Below are 25,139 nucleotides of genomic sequence, written 5' to 3' on the forward strand. Positions count from 1 at the left end.
CAACGCATTTCGTCGCGACCCAATGACATAAAGTAGGCAAGGCGACGGCCATCATGCAGAATGCCAGCTTCACTCAAGAAGAAAACACTCATGTCCTATTTGCGCGCCATGCCGCTCTTGTCCGTCCTCTTGCTGCTACCCCAACTTTGCTTGGCCGATATGGGTAGCATGGGCGCCTTCATGGTCAATCTGGCGCTGTTCGGCATCGTATTCTGGCTGGCGCTGACTTGCTTGGTGTTCTGGAAGCTGCGCCGGCGCACGGCCGGAGCCCAGTTCGGCTTCACTCTATTGTTTCTGCTGCTTCCCCTTTTGTGGGTGGTGAGCATGGGGCGCTGATCCGCCTGCTACGGGCAAAGAAAGGACGGCGCCGCAAAGCGCCGTCCTAGCCTATCGTTTCACTCCCGGCCACAAGCCGTTCAGAAGCCCACCGCCAGCAACAGCCCCGCCGCCGCCAGCGTACCCAGCGCCGCCACCCCATAGGTGCAGGCCTTGGCCAGCGGCCCGCCGTGGATGCCGACATCGTGCAGGCTGTGGTAGATGCGGTGCGCCGCGTGCCACAGCAGCAGGGCGATCAGGCCGAACAGCAGCGCCTTGCCGATCAGGCTTTGCGCCAGCGCCTGCAGCGTGGCGTAATCGGCGGCGCCGTCCGGCAGCCAGCCCAGCGGCGCGGCGATGCCGGTGATGAACACCAGCATCGGCCCGAACAGGGCGGCCAGCATGCCGCCGGCGCCGAACAAGCCCCAGAAAATGGGCGCGTGAGAACGTTTCAATCCCGGTTTCATGCCGTCATCCCCCATACCAGCATCAAGAGCGCGGCGCTGCACACCACGGCGGCGGCCAGGCCGCCGGCGGTGATGGCCAGGGCGGACACTCGCCGTCCGGCCAGGGTCAGCGGCGGCAGCGTGCGCGGCATGATCTTGAACCAGGTGTAGCTGTGGTAGGCGATCATCGCCAGCGCCGCCGCGTGCAGCAGCAAGGCCGGCGCGCTTTGCAGCGCGGAGATGTAGCCGCTCCAGGCCGCCTCGCCCTGGCTCAACCGCCACAGCCCGCACAGCAGGGTCAGCGCGTAGCCGGCGACGAACAGCGCCGTGCCTTCGTGGATCATGTACTCGATGAAGTAAGGATTCTTGCGCCACCAGCCTTCCATTGGCCGGACATACGGTTTGCGCTTGCTCATTTGCACTTCCCCTTGGGCCGGGCGAAGCGCAGGAAGTAATCCCTGGCCACCGCCGTCTTGTTGAGGTTGACCGCATTGGCCGGGTCCACCATCTTGGGGCAGACCTCGGAGCAATAACCCACCGCGGTGCAGTTGAACACGCCTTCCTGCGCGGCCAGCAGTTCCATCCGTTCTTCGGCCGCGCCGTCGCGGCTGTCCATGTTGTAGCGGTGCAGCAGCGCGATGGCGCCCGGCCCCAGGAACTTGTCGTCCAAGCCGTACTGCGGGCAGGCGGCATAGCACAGCAGGCAGTTGATGCAGCTGCTGAACTGGGCGTACCAGTCCATCTGCGCCGGGGTTTGCAGGTATTCGCCGTCGGACAGCGGCTTGTCTTCCTTGGGCACGATATAGGGCTGGATGCTTTCCAGCTTGGCGATGAAGTCGTCCAGCACCACCACCAGATCGCGTTCTATCGGGAAGTGGTTCAGCGCCTCGATGCGCACCACGCCGGGGTAGTCGCGCAGAAAGGTCTTGCAGGCCAGCTTGGGCACGCCGTCCACCATCATGCCGCAGCTGCCGCAAATCGCCTGGCGACAGGACCAGCGGAAGGCCAGGCCGCCATCCAGGTAGTCGCGAATGTATTGCAGCGCCTGCAGCACCGACATGTCGTCGCGGTACGGCACTTCAAAGTGTTGCAGCCACGGCTCGCTGTCCTGCTCCGGCCGGTAGCGCATCACCGCTATGGTCTTGGTCTGTTCCGTCATAGTCTGTTCGCTCATGCCTTGCCCTCCTTGGCCGCGGCTTCCGCCGCCAGGCCGGCGGCGCCGTAGGCGCGCACCGCCGGCTGCGATTTGGTGATCTTCACCGCGCCGTAGTCTATGCGCGGCGCGTCCGCGCCCTGGTAGACGGCGAGGCTGTGCTTGAGGAAGTTGACGTCGTCGCGCTGCTCGCAGCCGTCCAGCCGCTGGTGGGCGCCGCGCGATTCGCGACGTTGCAGCGCGGAATGCGCCATCGCCTCGGCCACGTCCAGCTGGTAGCCCAGTTCGATGGCCAGCAGCCAGTCGCTGTTCCAGACGCTGGATTTGTCTTCCACGTGCACATTGCGGAAGCGCTGCTTCAGCTCCGCCAGCTTGTCGCAGGTAGCGCGCATCGAGGCTTCCAAGCGGTAGATGCCGCAGCCGGCTTCCATGGTTTCCGCCATTTCGCGACGCAGTTCGGCGATGCGTTCACCGCCTTCGCGCGCGCGCAGCGCGTGCAGGCGCGCCTCGGCGGCCTCGGCCTGCTGTTTCAAGGCCTCGCGCCGCGCCGGACGGCGCGATCGCGCGCAGCGGGCGGCTTCTTCGCCGGCCACCTTGCCGAACACCGACAGTTCCGCCAGCGAGTTGGAGCCCAGGCGGTTGGCGCCGTGGATGCCGACGCTGGAGCATTCGCCGGCGGCGAACAGGCCGGGCATGGGCGCGGCGCAGCGGCCGTCCACCAGGATGCCGCCCATGGTGTAGTGCACCGCCGGCCGCACCGGAATCGGCGCCTTGGCCGGATCTATGCCCAGAAATTCCTCGGCCAGCTCGCAGATTTGCGGCAGCCGTTCGCGCAACTTGGCATGGCCCAGGTGGCGCAGGTCCAGATACACGGCGGAGCCCCACGGGCCTTCCACGGTGCGGCCCTGTTGCTGTTCGTACCAGAAGGCCTGGCTCAGGCGGTCGCGCGGGCCCAGTTCCATGAATTTATTGCGCGGCTTGTCCTCGGCCGGCCCCAGGCCGTAGTCCTGCAGATAGCGGTAGCCGTCCTTGTTGACCAACAGGCCGCCTTCGCCGCGGCAGGCCTCGGTGAACAACAGGCCGGTGCCGGGCATGCAAGTGGGGTGGTATTGCACGAATTCCATATCGCGCAGCGGCACGCCGTGGCGGTAGGCCAGCGCCATGCCGTCGCCGGTGACGATGCCGCCGTTGGTGTTCTCGCGGAACACCCGGCCGGCGCCGCCGGTGGCCATCACCACCGCGCCGGCCTCGATCAGCAGGCTGTCGCCGCTGGCGATGTCTATCGCCAGCACGCCGCGCGCCTCGCCGTCTTCCACGATCAGGTCGGCGCAGAAGTATTCGTCGAAGCGGTGGATGGACGGGAAGCGGATCGAGGTCTGAAACAGGGTGTGCAGCATGTGGAAGCCGGTCTTGTCGGCGGCGAACCAGGTGCGCTCTATCTTCATGCCGCCAAAGGCGCGCACATTGACACTGCCGTCCTCCTTGCGGCTCCACGGGCAGCCCCAGTGTTCCAGCTGCACCATTTCCTCCGGGCACTGGCTAACGAAGTATTCCACCACGTCCTGCTCGCACAACCAGTCGCCGCCGGACACGGTGTCGTTGAAATGGGCGTCGAAGCTATCGTGAGCCTGTTTGACCCCGGCGGAGCCGCCCTCGGCCGCCACGGTGTGGCTGCGCATCGGGTAGACCTTGGACACCAGCGCGATGCGCAAGGCCGGGTCCGCCTGGGCGGCGGCGATGGCGGCGCGCAAGCCCGCCCCCCCCGCTCCCACGATCACGATGTCTGCTTGGTAAGTTTCCACAAGCTTTCCTCACTTAGAAGTACAAATGCGTCAATCCGTACGCCGCCAGCGTGGACACTCCCACCCCTATCAGCCCCGGCATCATGAAGCTGTGGTTGAGCAGGTATTTGCCGATGCGGGTGGTGCCGCTGCGGTCCATATTGATGGCCGCCAGGTCGCTGGGATAAAAGGCGAAGAAGAAATAGGCGTAGCAGGAGGGCATGATGGCCAGCAGCTGATGCGGGCTCAGGCCCAGCGCCAGGCCGAAGGGCACCATGATGGTGAGCGTGGCGGCCTGGCTCTTGACGAAGGCGGATACGGCGAACATCGCCAGCGCGAAGGTCCACGGCGCGTAGGCCACCATGGCCTTGATATTGGCCACCAGCAGCGGCTCGTTGGCCTTGACGAAGGTGTCGCTCATCCAGGCGATGCCGAAGATGGACACCACGGCGATCATGCCGGCGGTGAACACCTCGGAACGGGCGATCACCGCCGCCTTGGCATTGGAACGGAACAGGATGAAGGCGCCGAAGGCCAGCATCACGAACTGCACCACCGTGGTCATCGGCACCGGCTTACCCTGGCTGACCGGCAGCCATTGCGGAAACAAGGCCAGCAGCACGATGACGAGGATGCCGGAGAAGAACAGCGCCACCGATTGCCGCGCCGCCGCCGGCAGGGTCTTGTCCAGGGTGGTGACGGATTTTTCCACCGAGGCGCGGAAGTCCGGGTCTTGCATCCGGGCCAGGAATTCCGGATCGCGGTCCAGCTCCACGCCGCGGCGCAGGCTCCAGCAGGCGGCGGCCAGCACGCCCAGCAGGCCGGACGGCGCGGTCACCATCAGGATTTGCCACAGGGTCAGCGGCTGACCGCTGTGGGCGGTCATCGCCAGCAGCGAGGTCACCGCCGCCGCCGCCGGGCTGGCGGTGATGCCCATCTGCGAGGCCACGCTGGCCATGGCCATAGGCCGTTCCGGGCGGATGCGGGTTTTCAGCGACACGTCGGCGATCACCGGCAGCAGCGAATACACCGCATGACCGGTGCCCACGCACATGGTGAGCAGGAAGGTGGACAGCGGCGCCAGGAAGGTGATTTGCTGCGGATGGCGGCGCATCAGCCGCTCCGCCTGCTGCACCAGGAAGTCCAGGCCGCCAGCCACTTGCAGCGTGGCCGAGGCGGTGACCACCGCCAGGATGATCAGCATCACGGTGATGGGCGGCTCCGCCGGCGCCACGCGGAACACGAAGCACAGCACCGCCACGCCCAGCCCGCCTATCATGCCCAGGGCCACGCCGCCGCGGCGTATGCCCATCAGTATCGCCGTCAGCAGCAGCGCGAATTGTATCCAGAAAACCCACATGATCTTGTCCCTATTAGCCATTGTTTTCCGCTGTTATAGGGGATTAACAGCATCTGCTAATAGACCTTGATCAAGTCTGGATCACAACGATTTCAAAACAGACCATTGGCATTGAAAAGCGGCTGTTTTCAAGCCCTCCAGCCTGCTCCACTGACCTTAATAATGGCTAACCATGATATTCCGTATGGCTATAACTGGGCAGCATGCGGCTTGCGCATGCCGAATTGACGCCAACACCAGGGCAGAGGCCAGCGGCCTCCCCGCCCAGTTGAAGACCCCGTTTGGAGATCTCGTGATGAAACGCCATGAATTGTCCCTGCTCGCCGGCCTGCTGCTGACAGGCTACGCCGCCGCGCAGCCGGTGCCGCTGCCCAATCCCGGCATCCCCGGCTACCAGTTCCCGGAACCGGAGTCCACGCTGATGCAGTGGATCAATCAGCCCAGCGCCGCCCATGCCCGCAATATCCACCGCCACGGCTGGGGCTTGTGGGCCGCGCTGACCACGCCCAGCGGCCAGACCGAGTACGGGCTCGCCAACGCGCCGGTCTACCTGACCTGGCTGACGCCGGACGAGGTGGCCGCCCTGCCCGCGGACGCGGCGGCCAACGCGACATCGGCCGTGGCGGCGGCTCCGCGCCAGATGCGGCTGCGCGTGCCGCGCCAGTTCATGCGCATTCCAGGCTTCATGGAGAAGTTACAGGCGCGGCTGGCGGCGCTGAGCCAAAGCCAGGACCAATCCGCCCGCGGCGTGCGCGACACCTCCTCGTTTGAAATGGTGGGCTACGATCCGAGCGCCGCCGCCTTCGCCAGCAAGAACCAGCTGTTTTCCAAGACGGCGCTGACCAAGCTCTACCAGGCCGGCAACGCGTCGATTCCGGCCTTCCCAAGCACCGCCGTCACCGTCAAGCCGGTATACAAGCTGGTCAGCAAGGCCAATATGATTCCGGGCACCTCCTTGTATGTGATGCCGGCCTGGCCCGGCACGCCCAAGCCGACGCCGGCGATGCAAGGCGGCGGCTTTCCGGAGGAGGCCTGGCCCGGCTGCGTCTACATCGACGCCAAGAACCCAGGCCGCTCCGCGGCTCAGAGCGTGGATGCTTCCTGTAGCAGCCCCAGCGCCGCCAATACCTTCGGCCTGGGCGACTTCATCCGCATCCCGATCACCGCCGCCAACGCCGCCCTGTTTTCCAGCCTGGCGCAAAACCAGTTGAAACAGCCGGTGGAGCCCGGCGACACCCTGATCCTGATAGCGATGCACGTCACCTCGCGCGAGATGACGGAATGGACCTGGCAAACCTTCTTCTGGACGCCGGCCCCGGCCAAGCCGCCGCTGCCCAGCTCCGTCGCCGTGGCCCAGGCGCGTCCGGCGCAACTGCCCTGGCCGGCGGCGCATTACGCGATGTCCATCGGCTACCAGATGGTGGCGCCCAACCAGCCGGTGAACGGCGGCAAGAGCGTCGGCTCGCCGGTCACGGTGTACAACCCCTATCTGGAGGCCGGCTTCGACAGCAGCGTCTTCCAGCCCCCGCCGCCGCTGAACGTGGGCATTTACAACCCCAAGACCAAGGCCACTTTCAGGGGCACCCTGGGCATACAGAGCAATTGCATGACCTGCCACTCCGGCGCCTCGGTGAAGATGGACAGCGCGGTCAAGCGGATAGGCTACGCCACCAATTTCTACATCCCGCGCAATGCGCCCATGTTCAAGGGCAATCTGCAAACCGACTTCCTGTGGTCCATCGCGGACGGCGTGGAATAAGCGGCATGGCCTGAAAGACGAACGCCCATCCTCCTGGCGGGGGATGGGCGCAGGCCGCGGCTTCGAGCCAGTTTTTAAGGCGTTTTCTGCGCCTGCACCGCGGAAAAATGGCTGACCACCTCGCTCAGCTGGGCGGTGCTGCTGCGGATCTGGTCGATGGAGGTGCTGGCCACGCCGGCGTGCTCCTCGCCCATCCTCGCCTTGATCTGCATTTCATGGATGCTCTCGCTGGCGGAGGAGGTGCCGTTGCGGATGTCGTCTATCATGCCGGCCACTTCCTTGGTGGACGCATTGGTGCGCTCCGCCAGCTTGCGCACTTCGTCGGCCACCACCGCGAAGCCGCGGCCCTGCTCGCCGGCGCGCGCCGCTTCTATCGCCGCGTTCAGCGCCAACAGATTGGTCTGGTCGGCAATCTCGTGAATGGTGTTGACGATGGAGGTGATGCGCAGGGTCTTGGCGTCCAGGTCCTCGATGATCTTGACCGAGCGCTCGGCGCTGTCGGCGATCAGGCTCATCTCGCCTATGGTGTCCTTGATCACCGCCAGGCCGTCCGACGAGGCCGCGTCGGAGGCGGCGGACAAGCGGTGCGCTTCTTTGACCAGGCCCAGATCGCGCTGCGCCGCTTCTTCTTCCTCGGTGATGTCCAGCGCGAACTTGATCACCTTGTAGACCTCGCCCTCGTCATTGACGATGGGGTTGTAGCTGGCCTCCAGCCAGATGGGCCTGCCCTGCTTGTCGCGGCGCTCGAACTTGCCGGCGATGAAGATGCCCTGGTTCAAACGCTGCCACAGTTCGGCATAAGCCGGGCTGTTGACGAATTCCGGCGCGCAGAAGATGCGATGGTGCTGGCCGATGATTTCCTGCTCGCCATAGCCCACCGTGTTCAGGAAATTGCTGTTGGCGCGCAGCACGATGCCGTCGATGGAGAACTCGATCACCGCCATGGAACGGCTGACCGCCTTCATGGTGTTGCGCGCTTCCAGTTCGGTCTGCACCGACTTGGTCACGTCCAAGGCGAACTTGACCACCGCCACCACTTGGCCGGTTTCGTCGCGCACCGGGTTGTAGCTGGCTTCCAGCCACACGATGTCCCCATTCTTGGTCACCCGCTTGAAGCGGTCGCTGACGAAATGCCCCTGTTTCAAGCGGCTCCAGAAATTGGCGTACTCGGCGCTGCTCACATAGTCCGCCGGGCAAAACAGGCGGTGATGCTGGCCAACCACTTCATTGGCGCGATAGCCCATCGCCTGCTCGAAGTTGGCATTGACCGAGCGGACCACGCCGTCCGGCGAAAACTCGATCACCGCCATCGAGCGGTCTATCGCCTGCAGCACGCCCTGCTGCTTATGTAGTTCCGCCACCGTATCCTGCAATTTACGTTTCAACGCCATATTGAACATGCAGCAACCTTTCCACTCGTGTCATCCACTTGCCATCGGCGCGCCCGCCCCCTAATTATTTATGGAGGCCGTCATACCCATGTCAAACCGTAGAAATACCTAGCGCGCGCAAGCAGATACATTCACAACCCGCGCGGGCATGGCCCGAAAAAAGACAAGGCCGCCTTGCGGCGGCCAGTGGCGAGCGGCTTCGAGCTCCTGGTCTGGTTCAGGATTGCTTGGCATCCGGCGCAGGATCGCTGGCCAAGCGCGAGAACATCAGGAAATCGCCCGGCTTGTCTCCAAGCTGGCGGTAAGCGCGCAGCAGGCCTTCTTGTTGAAAGCCGCAGGCGCGCAGCACCTGTTGCGCACGCGGATTACCGTCCCATGCCACCGCTTGCAGCCGGAACAGACCGCAGGTGCTCAAGGCCCAGCCGGCCACGGCCCGGCACGCTGCCGCGGCCAAGCCGCGCCCGCGGTAGGCCGGCGCCAGATCAAAGTCCAGCTCCGCGCTGCGATTGCGCTGTGAAACCGCCCCCAGGCCTATGGTGCCGGCCAGGCGGCCAAGTTCATCATCGACGATGGCCAGGCGCAGCGGCGCGTCGGGCGCCTCGGAACGACATGCCTGTATCATCGGCGCCAGGTCTGCCGCCGAGCACACTTGCCAGCCCTGATATGCCATCATCTCGGGCGAACGCAGATATTCGTACCAGTCCGGGATGTCCAATACTTCGATTGGCCGCAGGCTAAAACCCTGCTGCCCAAAAAACGGCGGGTTTATCACATTCATCACGAGTACCAGAATCAGGCTGCCGGCTGTGAGTGCCGCGCAGAGTGTCAACGGGTGGAGTCTGTACTCATTCTAGAAGAAAGTCCGTCAATAAAAAGCGAATAAGCGACGCCGCGACGCGGCCGTTGCGGCCTGCGTTCACCGTCATCGCCTTTCAACGCCAACACCCTGCCAAACACGCCTCCATCGTCAAACCATGTGCTTTCCTCGCTCCGAATATCGCCAGCGCAAACCCCGGACAGCGCCGACAGTTGCGATATAGCGCGGCAGCTTACATTCAGCAAAACCGGAAAATACTTAGCAGCCATTCAAAATCCGGGGCTCGTCGATTATCTCCCACGTCAACGCGGGCATTTTTGGCGGGCCATTTTTATGCACCCTCGATATTGCTATTAAGTAGTTGGCCTTTTTGAAATCCATATCTAAAAATGAATCAGTGACTGGCCGCATCCGCCTTGGGCGCGAGCGCAGTGAGGAAGCCATGCCGACGACCAAAAAACCCGCCGCCGTAAGCGGAAGCGCCGCAGGCAAACACCAGCGCCGTCTCCGCGATTTGCTGAAACGCTACGATGCCGCTTTCGCCGCCGGCGCGTCGCTGGACAGCCTGCTGCGGCAACTGGAACAGCTGCGCGAATACGCATTGCGCCACGCCATCGACGAGACGCAAATGCTGTCCGCGCTGTCCGCGCGGCCGGAACCGCCGCTGGATTCGGCGGCCGGGCGGCAGGCGCGGCAGTGGCTGACCGACATGACCCGCGGCCTGGGCACGCAGTTGAGCCAGGCCTCCGCTCCGCCGCAAGCGCAGGCGATGCTGGAGCAGTTGGAAGACGCGGTGCTGCTGCTGGACCACGCCAGCCAGCAAGTCTTGTACGTGAACGCCTCGCTGATGGAACTGCTGGGCGGCGGCAGCGCGCCGCCCTGCCCGCTGCCGCTGGCGGCGCTGGCCCCGGACAGCGGGTTGACCGAGGCGCTGCGGCCGCTGCTGACGCTGCCCGCCGACAAGCCCAGCCAAATCTCCGCCACCCCGCTGCGCCGTCCGTCCGGCGACGCCGGCCATATCGACATCCGCTCACGGCCGCTGCGCATCGACGCGCGGAACTGCCTGCTGCTGACCCTGCGCGACGCCACCGACCGGCTGGCCTCGGAACGGATGCTGACCCGCCATCTGGACATCCTGGCGCAGCTGGCCGGCCTGTCCACCGAATTGGCCAGCCAGCCGGCGGAAACATTGTGGTCGCGCATGAGCGCCCTGCTGGAACGAGTGGGACGCTTCCTGGACGCGGATCGCTGCCTGCTGGCCCTGGTCGACGCCGATGGCCGGCAGTTGAATATTGTCCGCGAATGGCGGCGCGACGCGCAGCCCGCCGGCCCTCCCGCCGCCATCGCCCGCACCCGGCTGTGCTGGCTGGAACAGCAGTTGGGACAGCAGCGCACCCTGTTGCTGAACGACGGCGCCGAGTCCCCGGAAGCCGCCGACGCGCTGGAGCGATTACTGGGCGTCGACGGCCACAGCGCGCTATTGGCCACGCTACGGCCGCGGCAATGCTGGCGCGGCGTGCTGGCGGTCAGCGCGCCGGCGCCGCACAGCTGGCTATGGATAGAGCAGCATATGCTGCAGTCGGTGGCGGACATGCTGTCCAACTTCCTGGAGCGCAGCCAATTCCACGACGACGCCCAACGTCGTCAACGCGAGGCCTTGGCCCTGGCGCGGATTGGCTATTGGGAATGGCGGCGCGGTGACGCCGCGCCGCACTGGTCGGCGGAACTGTACCAGCTGTGCCAGCGTGAACCGGCGCAATTCCAACCCGTGGCCGCGCAGTTGCCTGCGCTGCTGCCGCCCACGGACTGGCCGCTGCTGCGTCGGGCCCTGCGTCAGGCGCTGCGCCTCCGCGCGGCCGCGCAACTGGATCACCGCCTGCTGCTGCCCGACGGCCGCGAGCGCTTCGTCCGCCATCACATCGCGCAGGAACGGGACGCCGGCGGCCGCCTGCTCCGGCTGAGCGGCACGCTGCAGGACATCAATGAATTCAAACGGCGCGAGCAAGCGTTGCAACAGGCCGCCGTCGTCTACGAACACACGCTGGAAGGCGTGGTGATCGCCGATGCCGACAAACGCATTCTCGACGTCAACCAGGCCTTCTGCGCCATTACCGGCTACCCGCGCGCCGAGCTGCTGGGCCAGATGCCCCGTCTGCTGCATTCCGGCCATCACGATGCCGGCTTCTACCGCCAGCTGTGGCAGAGCGTGGAAGAAAGCGGCCGCTGGCAAGGCGAAATCTGGAACCGCCACAAAGATGGCAGCGCGGCGCCGGCCTGGCTCACCGTCACCGTGGTGCGCGACGAGAACGGCGCGGTGCGCAACTACGTCGGCGTGTTCTCCGACATCGCCCAAATCAAGAAATCGGCCGCCGAGATGGCTCAGCTGGCGCATTACGACTCCTTGACCACCCTGCCCAACAGGCTGCTGTTCCTGTCGCGGCTGGAACACGCGATCGAAACCGCCAAGCGCGAGCGCCGCCGCGTGGCGGTGCTGTTCATCGACCTGGATAATTTCAAGCAGATCAACGACACCCAAGGCCACGGCGCCGGCGACCACTTGCTGGTGGAAGTGGCCGCCCGGCTCAAGGACTGCCTGCGCGCCAACGACACCGTGGCGCGCATCGGCGGCGACGAATTCCTGATCCTGCTGGAGAACCAGAAGGCCGACAATCCCGTCATCGATATCGCCAACAAGATCGTCAAGGCCTGCGCCCGGCCGTTCCAGCTAGAGGGCCAACCGGTGACGGTGGGTTGCAGCGTGGGCATCAGCATCTACCCGCGCGACGGCCAGGATGCCGAAAGCCTGATGCGCAACGCCGACGCCGCCATGTACCAGGCCAAGAACGAGGGCAAGGGCGCCTTCCGCTTTTACACCGAAGAGCTGACCCAGCGCGCGCGGCTGCGCGTGGAGCAGGAACAGGAGCTGCGCCTGGCGCTGGAGCGGCGCGAGCTGTTCCTGGTGTTCCAGCCCAAATACCGCCTGCAAGATGGCGTGCTCACCGGCGCCGAAGCGCTGCTGCGCTGGCAGCACCCGACGCAAGGCCTGATCGGGCCGGACGCCTTCATCCCGCTGGCGGAGGAAACCGGCCTGATCATTCCCATAGGCAGTTGGCTGATCCGCCACGCCTGCGGCGTTCTGCGCCGCTGGCTGGACGCCGGCCTGTCCCCCGGCGTGCTCAGCCTCAATATCGCCGGCGCGCAGATCCAGCGCGCGCCCATTCTGCAAACCCTGAAGCAGGCGCTGCGCGACTGCCGCATCCCGGCGCGGCAGATCGAACTGGAAATCACCGAGCGCTTCGTGATGAGCAATCCGGACGCTCATCTGAAAGTGCTGCGCGAGCTGCGCCAGCTGGGCGTCAGCCTGTCGATAGACGACTTCGGCACCGGCTACTCCTCGCTCAGTTATCTGCGGCAATTGCCGGTGCAAACGCTGAAGATAGACCAATCGCTGGTGCAGGGCCTGCCCGACCGCGAACACGAAACCAGCATCAGCCTGGCCATCATCTCGCTGGCCAAGACCTTGCGGCTGGATCTGGTGGCCGAGGGCGTGGAAACCGAGGCCCAGCGCCGCTTCCTGCTGGACGCCGGCTGCGAGCACGGCCAGGGCTATCTTTATGCCAGGCCGATGCCGGAGGACAAACTGGCCGAATTGATGCGTAGCAGCCGCGCCAGCGCCGCCGACAGCTGAGTTTCCGCCGCGAAAAACCCGCTTGCCGATGAGATTTTCGACACAGCGGCCAGCCTGGCCGGCCAATCCATCTCCCTGATTTTTTTGTGAAAACCGCCACGCCATGCTGGCTTATGAGCGCCCTGGCCGAGATATTCTTGTATTTTTCTGACAAATCAGTGCGTTAGATATATAATACCGTTCGCCTCAGATTTTCTGATCGTTCCGGCAGCTGCCTGCTGGACGCTCCGCCTTGCCTGAGGGCTGCCTGTGAAGCCAGCCCCTCCCTAGCTTGGTTACCGAATAGACGCGCCAATAGCTCCTGCTCGCGGCAGTCCATGTGACTGTCGCTGTGGCTGTTGGCCTACCGCATTAGAAAGGAATCGTAATGTCCAAAGAAGACATGATCGAACTGGAAGGTGTTGTCATTGAAATGTTGCCCGAGTCCCGCTTCCGCGTGCGCCTGGACAACAACGTCGAAATCCTGGCCTATGGCTCGGGCAAGATGAAGATGCACCGTATTCGCGTACTGGTAGGCGACCGCGTCACTGTAGAGATGTCGCCCTACGACTTGACCAAGGGCCGCATCAATTTCCGTCATCCGACGGCGCCGGCCGGCGGCGGCACGCCTCGCCCCCATCACAACCGACGCCGTTGATCTGCCGGCATGGCCCGCTATCGCGGTCATGCCCAGGAGCAACACTTGCGAGTCAATGAACTCAAACCTGGCGATTACATCGCCGAGCAGCACGATAGCGCCGCAATTACCTTTACCGTAATTGCGGTCAGCGCGGTGGGACGACACTGCCACGTTACTTTCTCGTCCGAGCTGGGCCTGGATTCCGCCAGTTACCCGCACGACGCCTGGATCAACGCCAACCGTCCCTGAAGCCTCTCGTCCAGCAGTTCCGGACCCTTAAAGCCGCACCCGCCCGGGATCTCACCCCGGCGCCTAGCGCGGCCTCTCCCCAGTACTGCCCGACCCCGACCCCGACCTTGCCGTGCCCGGCATTGGCGCGCCGTCGCTTCGCGGCGAAAAAGTCATTTGACATATCAAAAATTGGTTCCATAGTGGTATCTATGCCGCGCGTTGCGCGTGGCAGAAAACCACGTAAGGGAGCCTCGAAAAACCATCGCGAGCCGTTCGAGAGCTAGACGCGTCCATCAGGACCGAGATAGCGCACACGCTATAGCGAGGAAACCCGTGGCCAAGCGAGGCTGTCGGACCGCGCGGCGGGTTTATCGAGGCCCCTATAAATGGCTGCCATGATTGCGCGCGGCTTATATCCCGCAGGCAGCCTGACAACAGGAGCCAACATGCACAAACCCCTTTCCGCCCTGCTGCTGGGCCTGGCCTGCCAGGCCGTCCTGGCCGCGCCCTGGAATGCCGCTACCGTCTATCAAGCCGGACAGAAGGTCCAATGGCAAGGCCAGGACTGGCAAGCCAAATGGCGTACCCGCGCCGAGACGCCGGCCGCCAATCCCAGGGGCAGCTGGACACCGGCCGCGGCCAAGGCCGCCGCGCAGACCGCCACCGCCCAGGCACAGCCGCCCACGCTGCAACAGGCACTGCAATACGAGGCCAGTCTGACCGACACCCCCTTCTTCCGCAGCGTCAAGGCCTCGATCCGCACCCTGCCCAACGCCCAAGTGGAACAGGTGGCGCCCGGCCGCGCCGCCAACCCGCTGAACGTGCGTCGGGTGGAACGCCTGCTGCCGGCGGCCAAATGGGAGTATTACTTCTCGCGCCGCGACGCCAGCTACAGCTACCAGCGTTTCCTGCAAGCCATCGCCAAGTTTCCTGCCATCTGCGACGACTACGGCGACGGCCGCGACGGCGACGCCATCTGCCGCCACAGCCTGGCCACCATGTTCGCCCACTTCGCCCAGGAAACCGGCGATCACAACCGCAGCGACACGGTGCCGGAATGGCGGCAGGGCCTGAAATACCTGCGCGAGATGGGCTGCGCCGAAACCGGCCCCGGCTGCGGCTACAACACCGAGTGCGCCGATCCGGTATTCAACAAGGTATGGACCTGCGGCAAGAACGCCGACGGCAGCTGGAAAAAATACTTCGGCCGCGGCGCCAAGCAGCTGTCCTACAACTACAACTACGGCCCCTTCTCCCAGGCCATGCACGACGGCGACCAATCGGTGCTGCTGCAGAACCCGGACCTGGTGGCCTCCACCTGGCTGAATCTGACCTCGGCCACCTTCTTCTTCGTCTACCCGCAGCCGCCCAAACCGTCGATGCTGCACGTGCTGGACGGCACCTGGGTGCCCAATGCCGCGGACAAGGCGGCCGGCGCCGGCAACAACTTCGCCACCACCATCCAGATCATCAACGCGGAATGCGGCGGCGGCACCGAGCGCCAGGCGGCGCAGAACCGCATCGACTACTACCGCCAGTTCGCCAACGATCTGGGCTGGGACTACGGCAACGAGCAATTGTCCTGCGCCAATATGCAGCGCTTCAGCGCCGCCAGCTCCGCCGCTTACAATATTTACTGGGAGCAGGACTGGAAATGGGGCAATGACTACAAGTGTCAGTTGGTGAGCTATCAGACCCCGTACAGCGCGCTGCAAGCCGGCAACTACCAGCGCTGCGTCGAGGACAACTGGAAGATCAAGCTGAAATGAAATTGGCCGGCCCCGCGTGAGCGGGGCCGGCCTCGCCAACGACTCTTGTTCACCCGTGCGTCACCTCCCCGTCCATTGGCCTTGTCTCCGCTCAACGATAAGCCATCGCGGCTAAACACCGCGTCAATCCGGCGACGTCCTCGCTAAAAATCGCATCAAGATTTCCCTTGGGCACGGCGCTTGCTTCAGCGAATCCATCCCTTTCCATCGGCATTGCAATGTCCGCCCCTCCGCCGCTGCGCCTGCTGCTGGTCAACGACCACGCCAAAACCATCGCCTCGCTGCGCCAGGCGCTGGCGCGCGCCGGCTACGCCGTCATCGCCGAAGTGGATAGCGCCGCGGCGCTGCTGCAGGCGGTGGAGCGGCTGCGACCGGACGTGGTGATCGTGGACACCGAATCGCCGTCGCGCGACACCCTGGAACAACTGGCGCTGCTGGGCGAGATCGCGCCGCACCCGGTGGTGATGTTCGCCGATCAGGGCGATCTGCCCACCATAGAAGCCGCGGTCCACGCCGGCGTGGCGGCCTATGTGGTGGATCAGGCCGACGCGGCGCGGCTGGCGCCCATCATCGACCTGGCCCGCGCCCGCTTCGCCGAGGACGCCCGGCTGCGACAGCGGCTGGCGGCGGCGGAACAGCAACTGGCCGAGCGCAAGCTGATCGAGCGCGCCAAGGGCATTCTGATGGACAAGCGCCGGCTCAGCGAAAACGACGCCTACCAGGCGCTGCGCCGCCAGGCGATGCGCGAGGGCCTGCGCATCGCCGACCTCGCCCGGCAACTGATCCAGGCCGCCGAACTGCTAGGTTGAACCGCAAGGAAACCCTCATGACCATTCCGCACCGCCTGCGCCTGGGCTATCTGCCGCTGACCGACAGCGCGCCGCTGATCGTCGCGCGCCAGCTTGGGCTGGACCGCCGCCACGGCCTGGAACTGGAATTGCTGCGCCAGCCTTCGTGGAGCGCGGTGCGCGACAAGCTGCTGGACGGCCGCCTGCACGCCGCCGCGGCGCTTTACGGCCTGGCCTACGGCATGCAGCTGGGTCTGGCCGGCCCGCAAGCGGACATGGCGCTGCTGATGACGCTGAACCAGAACGGCCAGGCCATCACCCTCAGCCATCCGCTGGCCGACGCTCTGGCCGCAGCGCCGCAGCAGGCCTTGCCGCGCCGCGTGCGCCAGGGCGGCGCGCCGCTGACGCTGGCGCACACCTTTCCCGCCGGCACCCATGCGCTATGGCTCAACTACTGGCTGGCGGCTCAAGGCCTGGACCCGCTGCGCGACGCGCGCCTGGTGGTGATTCCTCCGCCGCAGATGGGCGCGGCGCTGGAGGCCGGCCAACTGGACGGCTTTTGCGCCGGCGAGCCCTGGCACCAGCAGGCGGCGGCGCGCCAGGCCGGCCGCATCGCCGTTTCCAGCGGCGACATCTGGCCCGGCCACCCGGAAAAAGCCCTGCTCTGCCGCCGTGAGTTCGCGCACAAAGAAGCCGCCGCCGCCCATGCGCTGATCATGGTGCTGTTGGAGGCCTGCCGCTGGCTGGAACACAGCGATCACCGCCGCCAGGCGGCGCGCTGGCTGGCGCGGCCGGAACACATCGCCCTGCCGGAAACGCTGATCGCCGCCACCCTGCCCTCGGCCGCCGCCGGCGCGTCGGCGCTGCGCTTCTTCGATCAGGGCCGGGTCAACTACCCCTATCCGTCCGACGGCGTCTGGTTCATCGACCAGTTCCGGCGCTGGGGCTGGCTGCGCGGCGACGAGGACGCGCAAGCAGTCGCAGCCACGGTGAGCCAGACCCGGCTCTACCGGCAGGCGGCGGACGCGCTGGGCCTGCCGGTGCCGGCACGGCAGCTGCGCCATGGCCGGCTGTGCGACGGCGTGGAATGGGACGGACGGCCGCGCTACCAAACGGCCGTGAAGCAGCCAGGCTGAACCATCTCATGCTGCAACGCACAAACTCAGTGCGCGGCCGGCTATTTTCGCACCAGCGCGGTGCGTTTTCTTCGCCGCAAACCTAGATAAAACCAGGCTTTCAGCCGCCGCGCGGCTGGCACGGCGTTTGCATATGTCAAGCCGGGCCTGGCACAAAGACGTGCCGCGCCCGCCTCAAATGCTTGTCCGGCCAATGGCGGCCGGGACGGCAACGGACAACGGCGTCCGCTCCTGCTATCACCGAGGAGCGAACGCCGTTTTTATTTTGGCCGGCCCCCGGCCGCTCGCGGCACAGGAGTTTCGCATGGACCGTTCCTTCTGGCAGACCGGGCACAAGCCCACCTTGCTGTCCGCCTTCCTCTATTTCGACCTCAGCTTCATGGTCTGGTATCTATTGGGCCCGCTGCAGGTGCCCATCGCCGCCGCGCTGGGCCTGGACACCCGCGAGCGCGCGCTGATGGTGGCCACCCCCATCCTGGCCGGCGCGCTGCTGCGGCTGGCCGCCGGCATGCTGGCGGACCGCATCGGCGCCAAGCGCACCGGGCTGATCGCCCAGATCGTCGTCATCGCCGCCCTGTTCCTCGCTTGGCGCGCCGGCCTGTCCAGCCTGGGCGGCGCGTTGCTGCTGGGCCTGTTCCTGGGCGTGGCCGGCGCCTCCTTCGCCGTGGCGCTGCCGCTGGCCTCGCGCTGGTATCCGCCGGCGCATCAGGGCACGGCGCTGGGCATCGCCGGCGCCGGCAACTCCGGCACCGTGCTGGCGGCGCTGTTCGCGCCGGCGCTGGCGCTGCAGTTCGGCTGGCAGAACGTGTTCGGCCTCGCCTGCCTGCCGCTGTTGCTGGTGCTGCTGCTGTTCGCCCGGCTGGCCAAGGAGGCGCCGGGCGCGCCGCCGCCCAAGCGCTGGGCCGATTACCTGGCGGTGCTGGCCCAGCGCGACGCCTGGTGGCTGATGCTGTTCTACGCCATCACCTTCGGCGGTTTCGCCGGCTTCGCCAGCGCGCTGCCCGGCTATTTCCACGATCAATTCGGCTTCGACGCCAAGACCGCCGGGCTCTACACCGCCGCCTGCGTGTTCGCCGGCTCGATGATGCGGCCGCTGGGCGGCGTGCTGGCGGACCGCATCGGCGGCACCCGCGCGCTGCTGGGCGTCTACCTAGCGGTGGCGGCACTGCTGTTCGCCGCCGGCCTGGAACCGGGCGGCGCCGGCGGCGCGCTGCTGTTGTTCATGCTGGCCATGCTCTGTCTAGGGGCCGGCAACGGCGCGGTATTCCAACTGGTGCCGCAGCGCTTTGGCGGCGAGATCGGCGCGGTCACTGGCTTGATCGGCATGGCCGGCGGCGTCGGCGGCTTTCTGCTGGCGGCCGGCCTGGGCGTGATCAAGCAGGCCAGCGGCGGCTACGCCATCGGCCTGTGGCTGTACGCCGCGCTGGCGCTGACGGCCTGGGCGGGCCTGGCCGGCTTGCGCCAGCGCTGGCGCGCCGGCTGGAACCTGGCCAGCACCCGAGTCTGACACGCGAGGACATCCATCATGACGAAACCCAAACTGGTGGTGGTCGGCAACGGCATGGCCGGCATCCGCACCGTGGAAGAGCTGCTGGCGCTGGCGCCGGACCTATACGACATCACCGTGTTCGGCACCGAGCCGCACCCCAATTACAACCGCATCCAGCTGTCGCCGGTATTGGCCGGCGAACAGACTTTCGACGACATCGTGCTCAATCCGCGCGCCTGGTACGCCGAACACGGCATCAGCCTTCACACCGGTAAGACCGTGGTGGAGCTGGACCGCGTGCGTCGTCTAGTGCGCGCCGACGACGGCAGCGTCGCCCATTACGACCGGCTGCTGCTCGCCACCGGCTCGCTGCCGGTGATGCTGCCGCTGCCGGGGCGCGATCTCACCGGCGTCATCGGCTACCGCGACATCCGCGATACCGAAACCATGCTGGCCGCCAGCGTCGGCGGCGGCCAGGCGGTGGTGATAGGCGGCGGCCTGCTCGGCCTGGAAGCCGCCTACGGCCTGAAGCAGCGCGGCATGGAAGTCACCGTGGTCCATCTGGCGGACTGGCTGCTGGAAAGACAACTAGACCCCGCGGCCGCCCATTTGCTGCAAGCCTCGCTGGAAGCGCGCGGCCTGCGCATGCTGCTGGGCCGCCAAACCGCCGCGCTGCTGGACGATGGCCATGGCGCGGTGACGGCGGCGAAGCTCGCCGATGGCGAAACCCTGCCGGCCAAGCTGGTGGTGATGGCGGTGGGCATACGTCCCAATATCGCGCTGGCCGCCAGCGCCGGCCTGCACTGCGAGCGCGGCGTGGTGGTCAGCGACGCGTTGCAGACCTTCGACCCGCGCATCTACGCGGTGGGCGAATGCGTCAGCCACCGCGGCGTCTGCTACGGGCTGGTGGCGCCGCTGTTCGAACAGGCCAAGGTCTGCGCCAACCACCTGGCGCAGCTGGGCAGCAGCCGCTATCAGGGTTCGGTGATGGCCACCAAGCTCAAGGTCACCGGCATCGATCTGTTCTCCGCCGGCGACTTCATCGGCGGCGGCGATTGCGAAGAGATCGTGCTGTCCGACCCGGCCGGCGGCCTGTACAAGAAATTGGTGTTGCGCGAGGACAAGCTGGTCGGCGTCTGCCTGTACGGCGACACCGCCGACGGCGCCTGGTACTTCAAGCTGCTGCGCGAACAGCGCGCGATAGGCGATCTGCGCGAGCGGCTGATTTTCGGCGAAACCGCCATCGGCGACGTCGGCGTCCAAGGTCAGAGCCGCGCCGCCGGCATGCGGGACGGCGACGAAGTCTGCGGCTGCAACGGCGTCAGCAAGGGCGCCATCGTCAAGGCGATCAAGGAAAACGGCCTGTTCACCCTGGACGAGGTCAAGCGATGCACCAAGGCCGGCAGCTCTTGCGGCTCCTGCAGCGGCCTGGTGGAGCAGATCCTGATGAACACGGTGGGTTCCAGCTTCCAGGAGACCCCCAAGACCAAGGCGGTCTGCGGCTGCACCGAGCACAGCCACGCCGAGGTGCGCAAGGCCATACGCGACCACCACCTGCTGGACCACGCCGCGGTCTACCACTTCCTGGAATGGCGCACGCCCAACGGCTGCGCCAGCTGCCGTCCGGCGATCAACTACTACCTGCTGTCCACCTGGCCGCGCGAGGCGGTGGACGATCCGCAAAGCCGCTTCGTCAACGAGCGGGCGCACGCCAATATCCAGAAGGACGGCACCTTCTCGGTGATCCCGCAGATGAAGGGCGGCGTCACCAACGCCGCCGAGCTGCGCCGCATCGCCGACGTGGCCGACAAATACCAGGTGCCCATGCTCAAGGTCACCGGCGGCCAGCGCATCGACCTGCTGGGCATCCGCAAGGAAGACCTGATCGATGTCTGGAAAGACCTGGGCATGCAATCCGGCCACGCCTACGGCAAATCCATCCGCACCGTGAAAACCTGCGTCGGCAGCGAATTCTGCCGTTTCGGCACCCAGAACAGCACCCAGATGGGCATAGACCTGGAAACCATGCTGGCCAATATGTGGGCGCCGCACAAGGTCAAGCTGGCGGTGTCCGGCTGCCCGCGCAACTGCGCCGAAGCCGGCATCAAGGACGTGGGCGTGATCGCGGTGGATTCCGGCTGGGAGCTGTACGTGGGCGGCAACGGCGGCATCAAGACCGAGGTGGCGCAATTCCTGTGCAAGGTGAAGACCGCCGAGGAAGTGAAGGAATACAGCGGCGCCTTCCTGCAGCTCTACCGCGAGGAGGGCTATTACCTGGACCGCACCGTCCGCTACATCGCCCGCGTCGGCCTGGACTACGTCAAGGCGCGGGTGGTGGACGACGCCGCCAACCGCCAGGCCTTGTACCAGCGGCTGCTGTTCGCGCTGGAAGGCCTGCCCGACCCCTGGGCCGCCCGCATCGCCGGCGCGCAGCGCCAGGAATACATCCCCTTGAAAGTCATCGCCTGAGGCCGCCATGGAACCCATCCTGCCCCCCTCCTCCCGCTGGCTGCGCATCTGCGCGCTGGACGATATCCCGCTGCTGGGCAGCCGCGTGCTGGCGCGCGACGGCGGCGACATCGCCCTGTTCCGGCCACAACCGCAGCAAGTGTTCGCGCTGTTGGACCGCTGCCCGCACAAGGGCGGCCCGCTGAGCCAGGGCCTGGTGCACGGCAATGTGGTCACCTGTCCGCTGCACGGCTGGAACATCCAGCTGGCCAACGGCGAGGCGCTGGCGCCTGACCGCGGCTGCGCGCGCCGCTTCCCGGTCAGCCTGCGCGACGGCGACGTCTACCTGCAACTGTGAACCCGGGAGCGGACGCCATGGCCATCACCCCCTCCACCTGCTGTTACTGCGGCGTCGGCTGCGGCGTGCTGATCCACAGCGACGGCGCGCGCGTCACCGGCGTGGAAGGCGACCCGGCCCACCCGGCCAACCACGGCCGGCTGTGCAGCAAGGGCCTGGCGCTGGCGGACAGCTGCGCCAGCCAGTCCGGCCGCGCGCTGCACCCCGAACTGCGGCTGACCCGCGACGCCGCGCGCCGGCGCGTGGACTGGGACAGCGCGCTGGACACCGTGGCCGAGCGCTTGGCCGACGTGATCCGCCGCCACGGGCCGGACGCGGTGGCGGTCTACGCCTCCGGCCAATTGCTGACCGAGGACTACTATCTGTTCAACAAGCTGACCAAGGGCCTGATCGGCAGCAACAACATCGACACTAATTCCCGGCTGTGCATGTCCAGCGCGGTCAGCGGCTACAAGCTGGCGCTGGGCGCCGACGGCCCGCCCACCTGCTACCAGGACCTGGACCTGGCCGATTGCGTGCTGCTGGCCGGCAGCAATATGGCCTATGCCCATCCGGTGCTGTTCCGCCGGCTGGAAACGGCCAAGGCGGCGCGGCCGGACCGCAAGTGGATCGTGGTCGATCCGCGCCGCACCGACACCGCCGCGCTGGCGGACCTGCATCTGCAGATCCAGCCCGGCAGCGATGTGGCGCTGTTCAACGGCATGCTGCACCACCTGATCTGGGAAGGGCTGATCGACGAGAGCTATATCGCCGCCCACACCGAGGGCTTCGACGCGCTCAAGCGCCTGCTGCGCGACTATTCGCCGCGCCAGGCCGCCGGTCTGTGCGGCATCGCCGAGGCCGATCTGACCGCCGCCGCCGAATGGTTCGGCCGCAGCCCGGCCAGCCTGTCGCTGTACTGCATGGGCCTGAACCAGTCCAGCCACGGCACCGCCAAGAACCTGGCGCTGATCAATCTGCACCTGGCCGCCGGCCAGATCGGCCGCCCCGGCGCCGGCCCGTTCTCGCTCACCGGCCAGCCCAACGCCATGGGCGGCCGCGAAGTGGGCGGCATGGCCACGATGCTGGCCGCCCACCGCGACATCGCCAATCCGCAACACCGCGCCGAAGTGGCCGCCCACTGGGGCGTGCCGCCGGAACGGCTCTCCGACCGCCCCGGCCTGCCCGCCATCGCGCTGTTCGACGCGCTCAAGAGCGGCCGGGTCAAGGCGGTGTGGATAGTCTGCACCAACCCGGCTCACTCGCTGCCGGACCTGGAACAGGTGCGCCAGGCGCTGGCCCAGGCCGAATTCGTCATCGTCCAGGACGCCTATGCGGACACCGATACCGCCGCCTGCGCCGACGCGCTGCTGCCCGCCGCCAGCTGGGGCGAAAAAGAAGGCACGGTCACCAACTCCGAACGCCGCATCAGCCGGGTGCGCGCCGCCGTGCCGCCGCCGGGCGAGGCGCGCGCCGACGGCTGGATCGCCGCCGAAGTGGGCCGCCGGCTGGAACGGCTGCTCTACCCGGACGCGCCCAGCCTGTTCGAACACAGCGAACCGGCGGCGGTGTTCGCCGAACACGCGGCGCTGACCGCCGGCCGCGATCTGGACCTCAGCGGCCTCAGCCACGCGCGGCTGGAGCGGGACGGCCCGCAGCAATGGCCGTTCCCGGCCGGCGCGGCCGCCGGCCAGGCGCGCCGCTACCAGGACGGCCGCTTTGCCACCGCCAACGGCCGCGCGCTGTTCCAGGCCACGCCCTACCGGCCGCCGGCGGACGCGGTCAACGCCCACTATCCCTTCCGCCTGCTCACCGGCCGGCTGCGCGATCAATGGCACGGCATGAGCCGCAGCGGCCGGGTGGCGCGGCTGTTCTCCCACGCGCCGGAACCGACGCTGGACATGCATCCGGCCGACGCCGCCCGCCGCGGCCTACAGGCCGGCGAGCTGGTCAAGGTGGAAAGCCGGCGCGGCGGCCTGGTGCTGCCGCTGGCGCTTTGCGAGGACCTGCCCGGCGGCTGCGTGTTCGCCGCCATGCACTGGAGCGGCCAGCATCTGGACAGCGGCGGCGTCAACCAGGCCTGCTCGCCGACGGTGGACCCGCAATCGTTCCAGCCCGAACTCAAGCACGCCGCGGTGCGGGTGGAACGCGCCGAACTGCCGTGGCGGGTGCGCGCCGCCAGCCGCCACTCGGATCTGCCGGCTCTGCGCGCGCGGCTGCAGCCCTTGCTGGCCGGCTGCGGCTACGCCGCGCTCAGCCTGCGCGCGCCGGACATCCTGGTGCTGAACGCCGCCCACGCCCAAGCGCGGCCGGACTGGCTGGCCGAGCTGACTTGGCTGCTGGACCTGAACGGCGGCCCGCAGTTGCAAGTGTTCAGCGACGCGCGCCGCGGCCTGGAACAACGCATCGCCTGGCGCGACGACGCGCCCTGGGCCTTCGTCTTCGCCGGCGGCCAGGACGACGGCGCGCGGCTGCTGGCCGCGATGCAAAGCGGCCAGCCCTGGCCCGGCAGCCGGCTCAGCGCGCTGGTTCCCGGCAGCGCGGCCGCGCCGGCCGCCGCGCGCATCGTCTGCAACTGCCTGCAAGTGGACGCGGCGCGCATCCAGGCGGCCATCGCCGATGGCGCGGACCTGGCCGGGCTCAAGGCGCGGCTGGGCTGCGGCGGCGTCTGCGGTTCCTGCGTGCCTGAGTTGCAGCGCATGCTGGCGCGACAGACGGAACGGGAATATTGAAACCCCGGCGCGGAACTCTATGCTAAGGAGGTCCGGCGCTGTTACCCTCTGCGCAGGCGATAGCGATGGATGCGTGGATTGAGCTTGAAACAAATAGGACTGCTGGCCGCGGCGCTGAGCGCGCAAGCCGCGGCGGCCGCGCCGACGCTGGACATGGTCTATGGCGCGGTGGCATCGGACCCCTATATGAGTGGCGAGGGCGCCGACATGCCGCCCCACCCCGGCGCGGTGGTGGAGATGGCGCGAGCGGCGGCCAAGGCTTGCGGCGTGACGCTGAAGCTGTCGCGCCTGCCCGGCAAGCGCCTGCTCACCGAGATGCAGCACGACCAGCACGACGCCGCCTTCATGTTCTCCCACAGCAAGGAGCGCGAAGCCTATTTCGACTATCCGCTGCGCGGCGGCGCGCCGGACCCACACTACCGTCTGACCACGCTGGCCTATTCCTTGTACGCGCTGAAAAACACACCGCCGGCCTGGAACGGCGGCAATCTGCCCGCGCTGGGGGCGATAGGCGTCAACGCCGGCTGGTCCATCGCCGACGATCTGCGCGCCAAGGGCGCCAAGGTGGAAACCGCCAAGGACAGCGAGATGAATTTCCGCAAGCTGCAAGCGCGCCACATCGTCGCCTTCGCCACGCAAAACCATATCGGCGACCGCTATCTGGAAGACCACCCGCAAGCCGGCATCGTCCGCCTGCAGCCGCCGCTGTCGCGCAAGGACTACTACCTGGTGTTCGGCAAGCGCTGGCACCGTGACAATCCGGCGCTCGCCAGCTGCCTGTGGCAGCAAGTCGGCGTCTTGCGCGAGAGCCTGCTGCCCACGTTGCTGCGCCGGCCCTGGTACCGTCAGCCTTGAAACAGCCTTCACAGACCAAGCCGGT

At 66.8% G+C, this 25,139-nt stretch carries 19 protein-coding genes and 1 pseudogene; 13 read left to right on the plus strand and 7 right to left on the minus strand.

The window, feature by feature from the left end; all coding sequences use genetic code 11:
• Positions 1-90: 90 nt before the first annotated feature.
• On the plus strand, positions 91-336 hold the full coding sequence (locus tag ACE3QM_RS09115; RefSeq protein WP_231461707.1) for a hypothetical protein: 246 nt from the start codon (positions 91-93) through the stop codon (positions 334-336).
• An 80-nt stretch (positions 337-416) separates the two neighbouring features.
• Here ACE3QM_RS09115 and frdD read toward each other — a convergent pair whose 3' ends face one another.
• Genes frdD through ACE3QM_RS09140 form a run of 5 tightly spaced genes read right to left on the minus strand, consistent with a single transcriptional unit; the run spans position 417 to position 5,055 of the window.
• Positions 417-770, minus strand: a complete 354-nt coding sequence (frdD, locus tag ACE3QM_RS09120) for a fumarate reductase subunit FrdD (RefSeq protein WP_048409180.1) — start codon at positions 768-770, stop codon at positions 417-419.
• A gap of 8 nt (positions 771-778) precedes the next feature.
• Positions 779-1,177, minus strand: coding sequence for a fumarate reductase (locus tag ACE3QM_RS09125; RefSeq protein ID WP_048409179.1), 399 nt, complete (start codon positions 1,175-1,177; stop codon positions 779-781).
• A complete protein-coding gene (locus ACE3QM_RS09130; RefSeq protein WP_331282530.1) occupies positions 1,174-1,935 on the minus strand; it encodes a succinate dehydrogenase/fumarate reductase iron-sulfur subunit in 762 nt (253 codons plus the stop codon). Before ACE3QM_RS09130 ends, ACE3QM_RS09125 begins: the two co-directional genes overlap by 4 nt.
• Positions 1,932-3,716, minus strand: a complete 1,785-nt coding sequence (gene frdA / locus ACE3QM_RS09135) for a fumarate reductase (quinol) flavoprotein subunit (protein ID WP_374421474.1) — start codon at positions 3,714-3,716, stop codon at positions 1,932-1,934. The genes ACE3QM_RS09130 and frdA overlap by 4 nt, the downstream gene beginning before the upstream one ends.
• 13 nt (positions 3,717-3,729) lie before the next feature.
• Positions 3,730-5,055, minus strand: coding sequence for an anaerobic C4-dicarboxylate transporter (locus ACE3QM_RS09140; RefSeq protein ID WP_107799876.1), 1,326 nt, complete (start codon positions 5,053-5,055; stop codon positions 3,730-3,732).
• A gap of 295 nt (positions 5,056-5,350) precedes the next feature.
• Here ACE3QM_RS09140 and ACE3QM_RS09145 point away from each other — a divergent pair, with 295 nt between their 5' ends.
• A complete protein-coding gene (locus ACE3QM_RS09145; protein WP_374421476.1) occupies positions 5,351-6,814 on the plus strand; it encodes a hypothetical protein in 1,464 nt (487 codons plus the stop codon).
• 74 nt (positions 6,815-6,888) lie between these two features.
• Here ACE3QM_RS09145 and ACE3QM_RS09150 read toward each other — a convergent pair whose 3' ends face one another.
• Both ACE3QM_RS09150 and ACE3QM_RS09155 read right to left on the minus strand, forming a co-directional pair.
• Positions 6,889-8,214, minus strand: coding sequence for a PAS domain-containing methyl-accepting chemotaxis protein (locus ACE3QM_RS09150; protein WP_374421477.1), 1,326 nt, complete (start codon positions 8,212-8,214; stop codon positions 6,889-6,891).
• Positions 8,215-8,422: 208 nt separating this feature from the next.
• Positions 8,423-8,983 (minus strand): GNAT family N-acetyltransferase, encoded by a 561-nt coding sequence (locus ACE3QM_RS09155; protein ID WP_374421478.1) that lies wholly within the window; start codon positions 8,981-8,983, stop codon positions 8,423-8,425.
• Positions 8,984-9,464: 481 nt separating this feature from the next.
• Here ACE3QM_RS09155 and ACE3QM_RS09160 point away from each other — a divergent pair, with 481 nt between their 5' ends.
• The 11 genes and pseudogenes from ACE3QM_RS09160 (at position 9,465) to ACE3QM_RS09210 (ending at position 25,114) form a co-directional block, all read left to right on the plus strand.
• Positions 9,465-12,710, plus strand: a complete 3,246-nt coding sequence (locus tag ACE3QM_RS09160; protein WP_374421479.1) for an EAL domain-containing protein — start codon at positions 9,465-9,467, stop codon at positions 12,708-12,710.
• A 367-nt stretch (positions 12,711-13,077) separates the two neighbouring features.
• Positions 13,078-13,290, plus strand: a pseudogene (infA, locus tag ACE3QM_RS09165) (translation initiation factor IF-1); the annotation flags it as partial.
• A 102-nt stretch (positions 13,291-13,392) separates the two neighbouring features.
• Positions 13,393-13,578, plus strand: a complete 186-nt coding sequence (locus ACE3QM_RS09170) for a hypothetical protein (RefSeq protein WP_231461716.1) — start codon at positions 13,393-13,395, stop codon at positions 13,576-13,578.
• A gap of 428 nt (positions 13,579-14,006) precedes the next feature.
• Complete coding sequence (locus tag ACE3QM_RS09175) at positions 14,007-15,329, plus strand: glycoside hydrolase family 19 protein (protein WP_374421481.1); 1,323 nt, start codon at positions 14,007-14,009, stop codon at positions 15,327-15,329.
• A 218-nt stretch (positions 15,330-15,547) separates the two neighbouring features.
• Positions 15,548-16,138, plus strand: coding sequence for an ANTAR domain-containing response regulator (locus ACE3QM_RS09180; protein ID WP_374421482.1), 591 nt, complete (start codon positions 15,548-15,550; stop codon positions 16,136-16,138).
• Positions 16,139-16,155: 17 nt separating this feature from the next.
• A complete protein-coding gene (locus ACE3QM_RS09185) occupies positions 16,156-17,253 on the plus strand; it encodes a CmpA/NrtA family ABC transporter substrate-binding protein (protein WP_374421483.1) in 1,098 nt (365 codons plus the stop codon).
• Positions 17,254-17,557: 304 nt separating this feature from the next.
• Positions 17,558-18,760: an MFS transporter gene (locus ACE3QM_RS09190; protein ID WP_374421484.1), complete on the plus strand. Its 1,203-nt coding sequence runs from the start codon at positions 17,558-17,560 to the stop codon at positions 18,758-18,760.
• 18 nt (positions 18,761-18,778) lie between these two features.
• Positions 18,779-21,211 (plus strand): nitrite reductase large subunit NirB, encoded by a 2,433-nt coding sequence (nirB, locus tag ACE3QM_RS09195; protein ID WP_374421485.1) that lies wholly within the window; start codon positions 18,779-18,781, stop codon positions 21,209-21,211.
• 7 nt (positions 21,212-21,218) lie between these two features.
• Positions 21,219-21,548 (plus strand): nitrite reductase small subunit NirD, encoded by a 330-nt coding sequence (nirD, locus tag ACE3QM_RS09200; protein ID WP_374421486.1) that lies wholly within the window; start codon positions 21,219-21,221, stop codon positions 21,546-21,548.
• A 17-nt stretch (positions 21,549-21,565) separates the two neighbouring features.
• Entirely contained in the window at positions 21,566-24,259 is a 2,694-nt protein-coding gene (locus ACE3QM_RS09205) for a molybdopterin-dependent oxidoreductase (protein WP_374421487.1), read from the plus strand.
• Between the two features lie 84 nt (positions 24,260-24,343).
• Positions 24,344-25,114: a substrate-binding periplasmic protein gene (locus tag ACE3QM_RS09210; protein ID WP_374421488.1), complete on the plus strand. Its 771-nt coding sequence runs from the start codon at positions 24,344-24,346 to the stop codon at positions 25,112-25,114.
• Positions 25,115-25,139 lie beyond the last annotated feature (25 nt).

This window comes from Chromobacterium sp. (genome assembly GCF_041912965.1).
Taxonomy (GTDB): Bacteria; Pseudomonadota; Gammaproteobacteria; order Burkholderiales; family Chromobacteriaceae; genus Chromobacterium; species Chromobacterium aquaticum.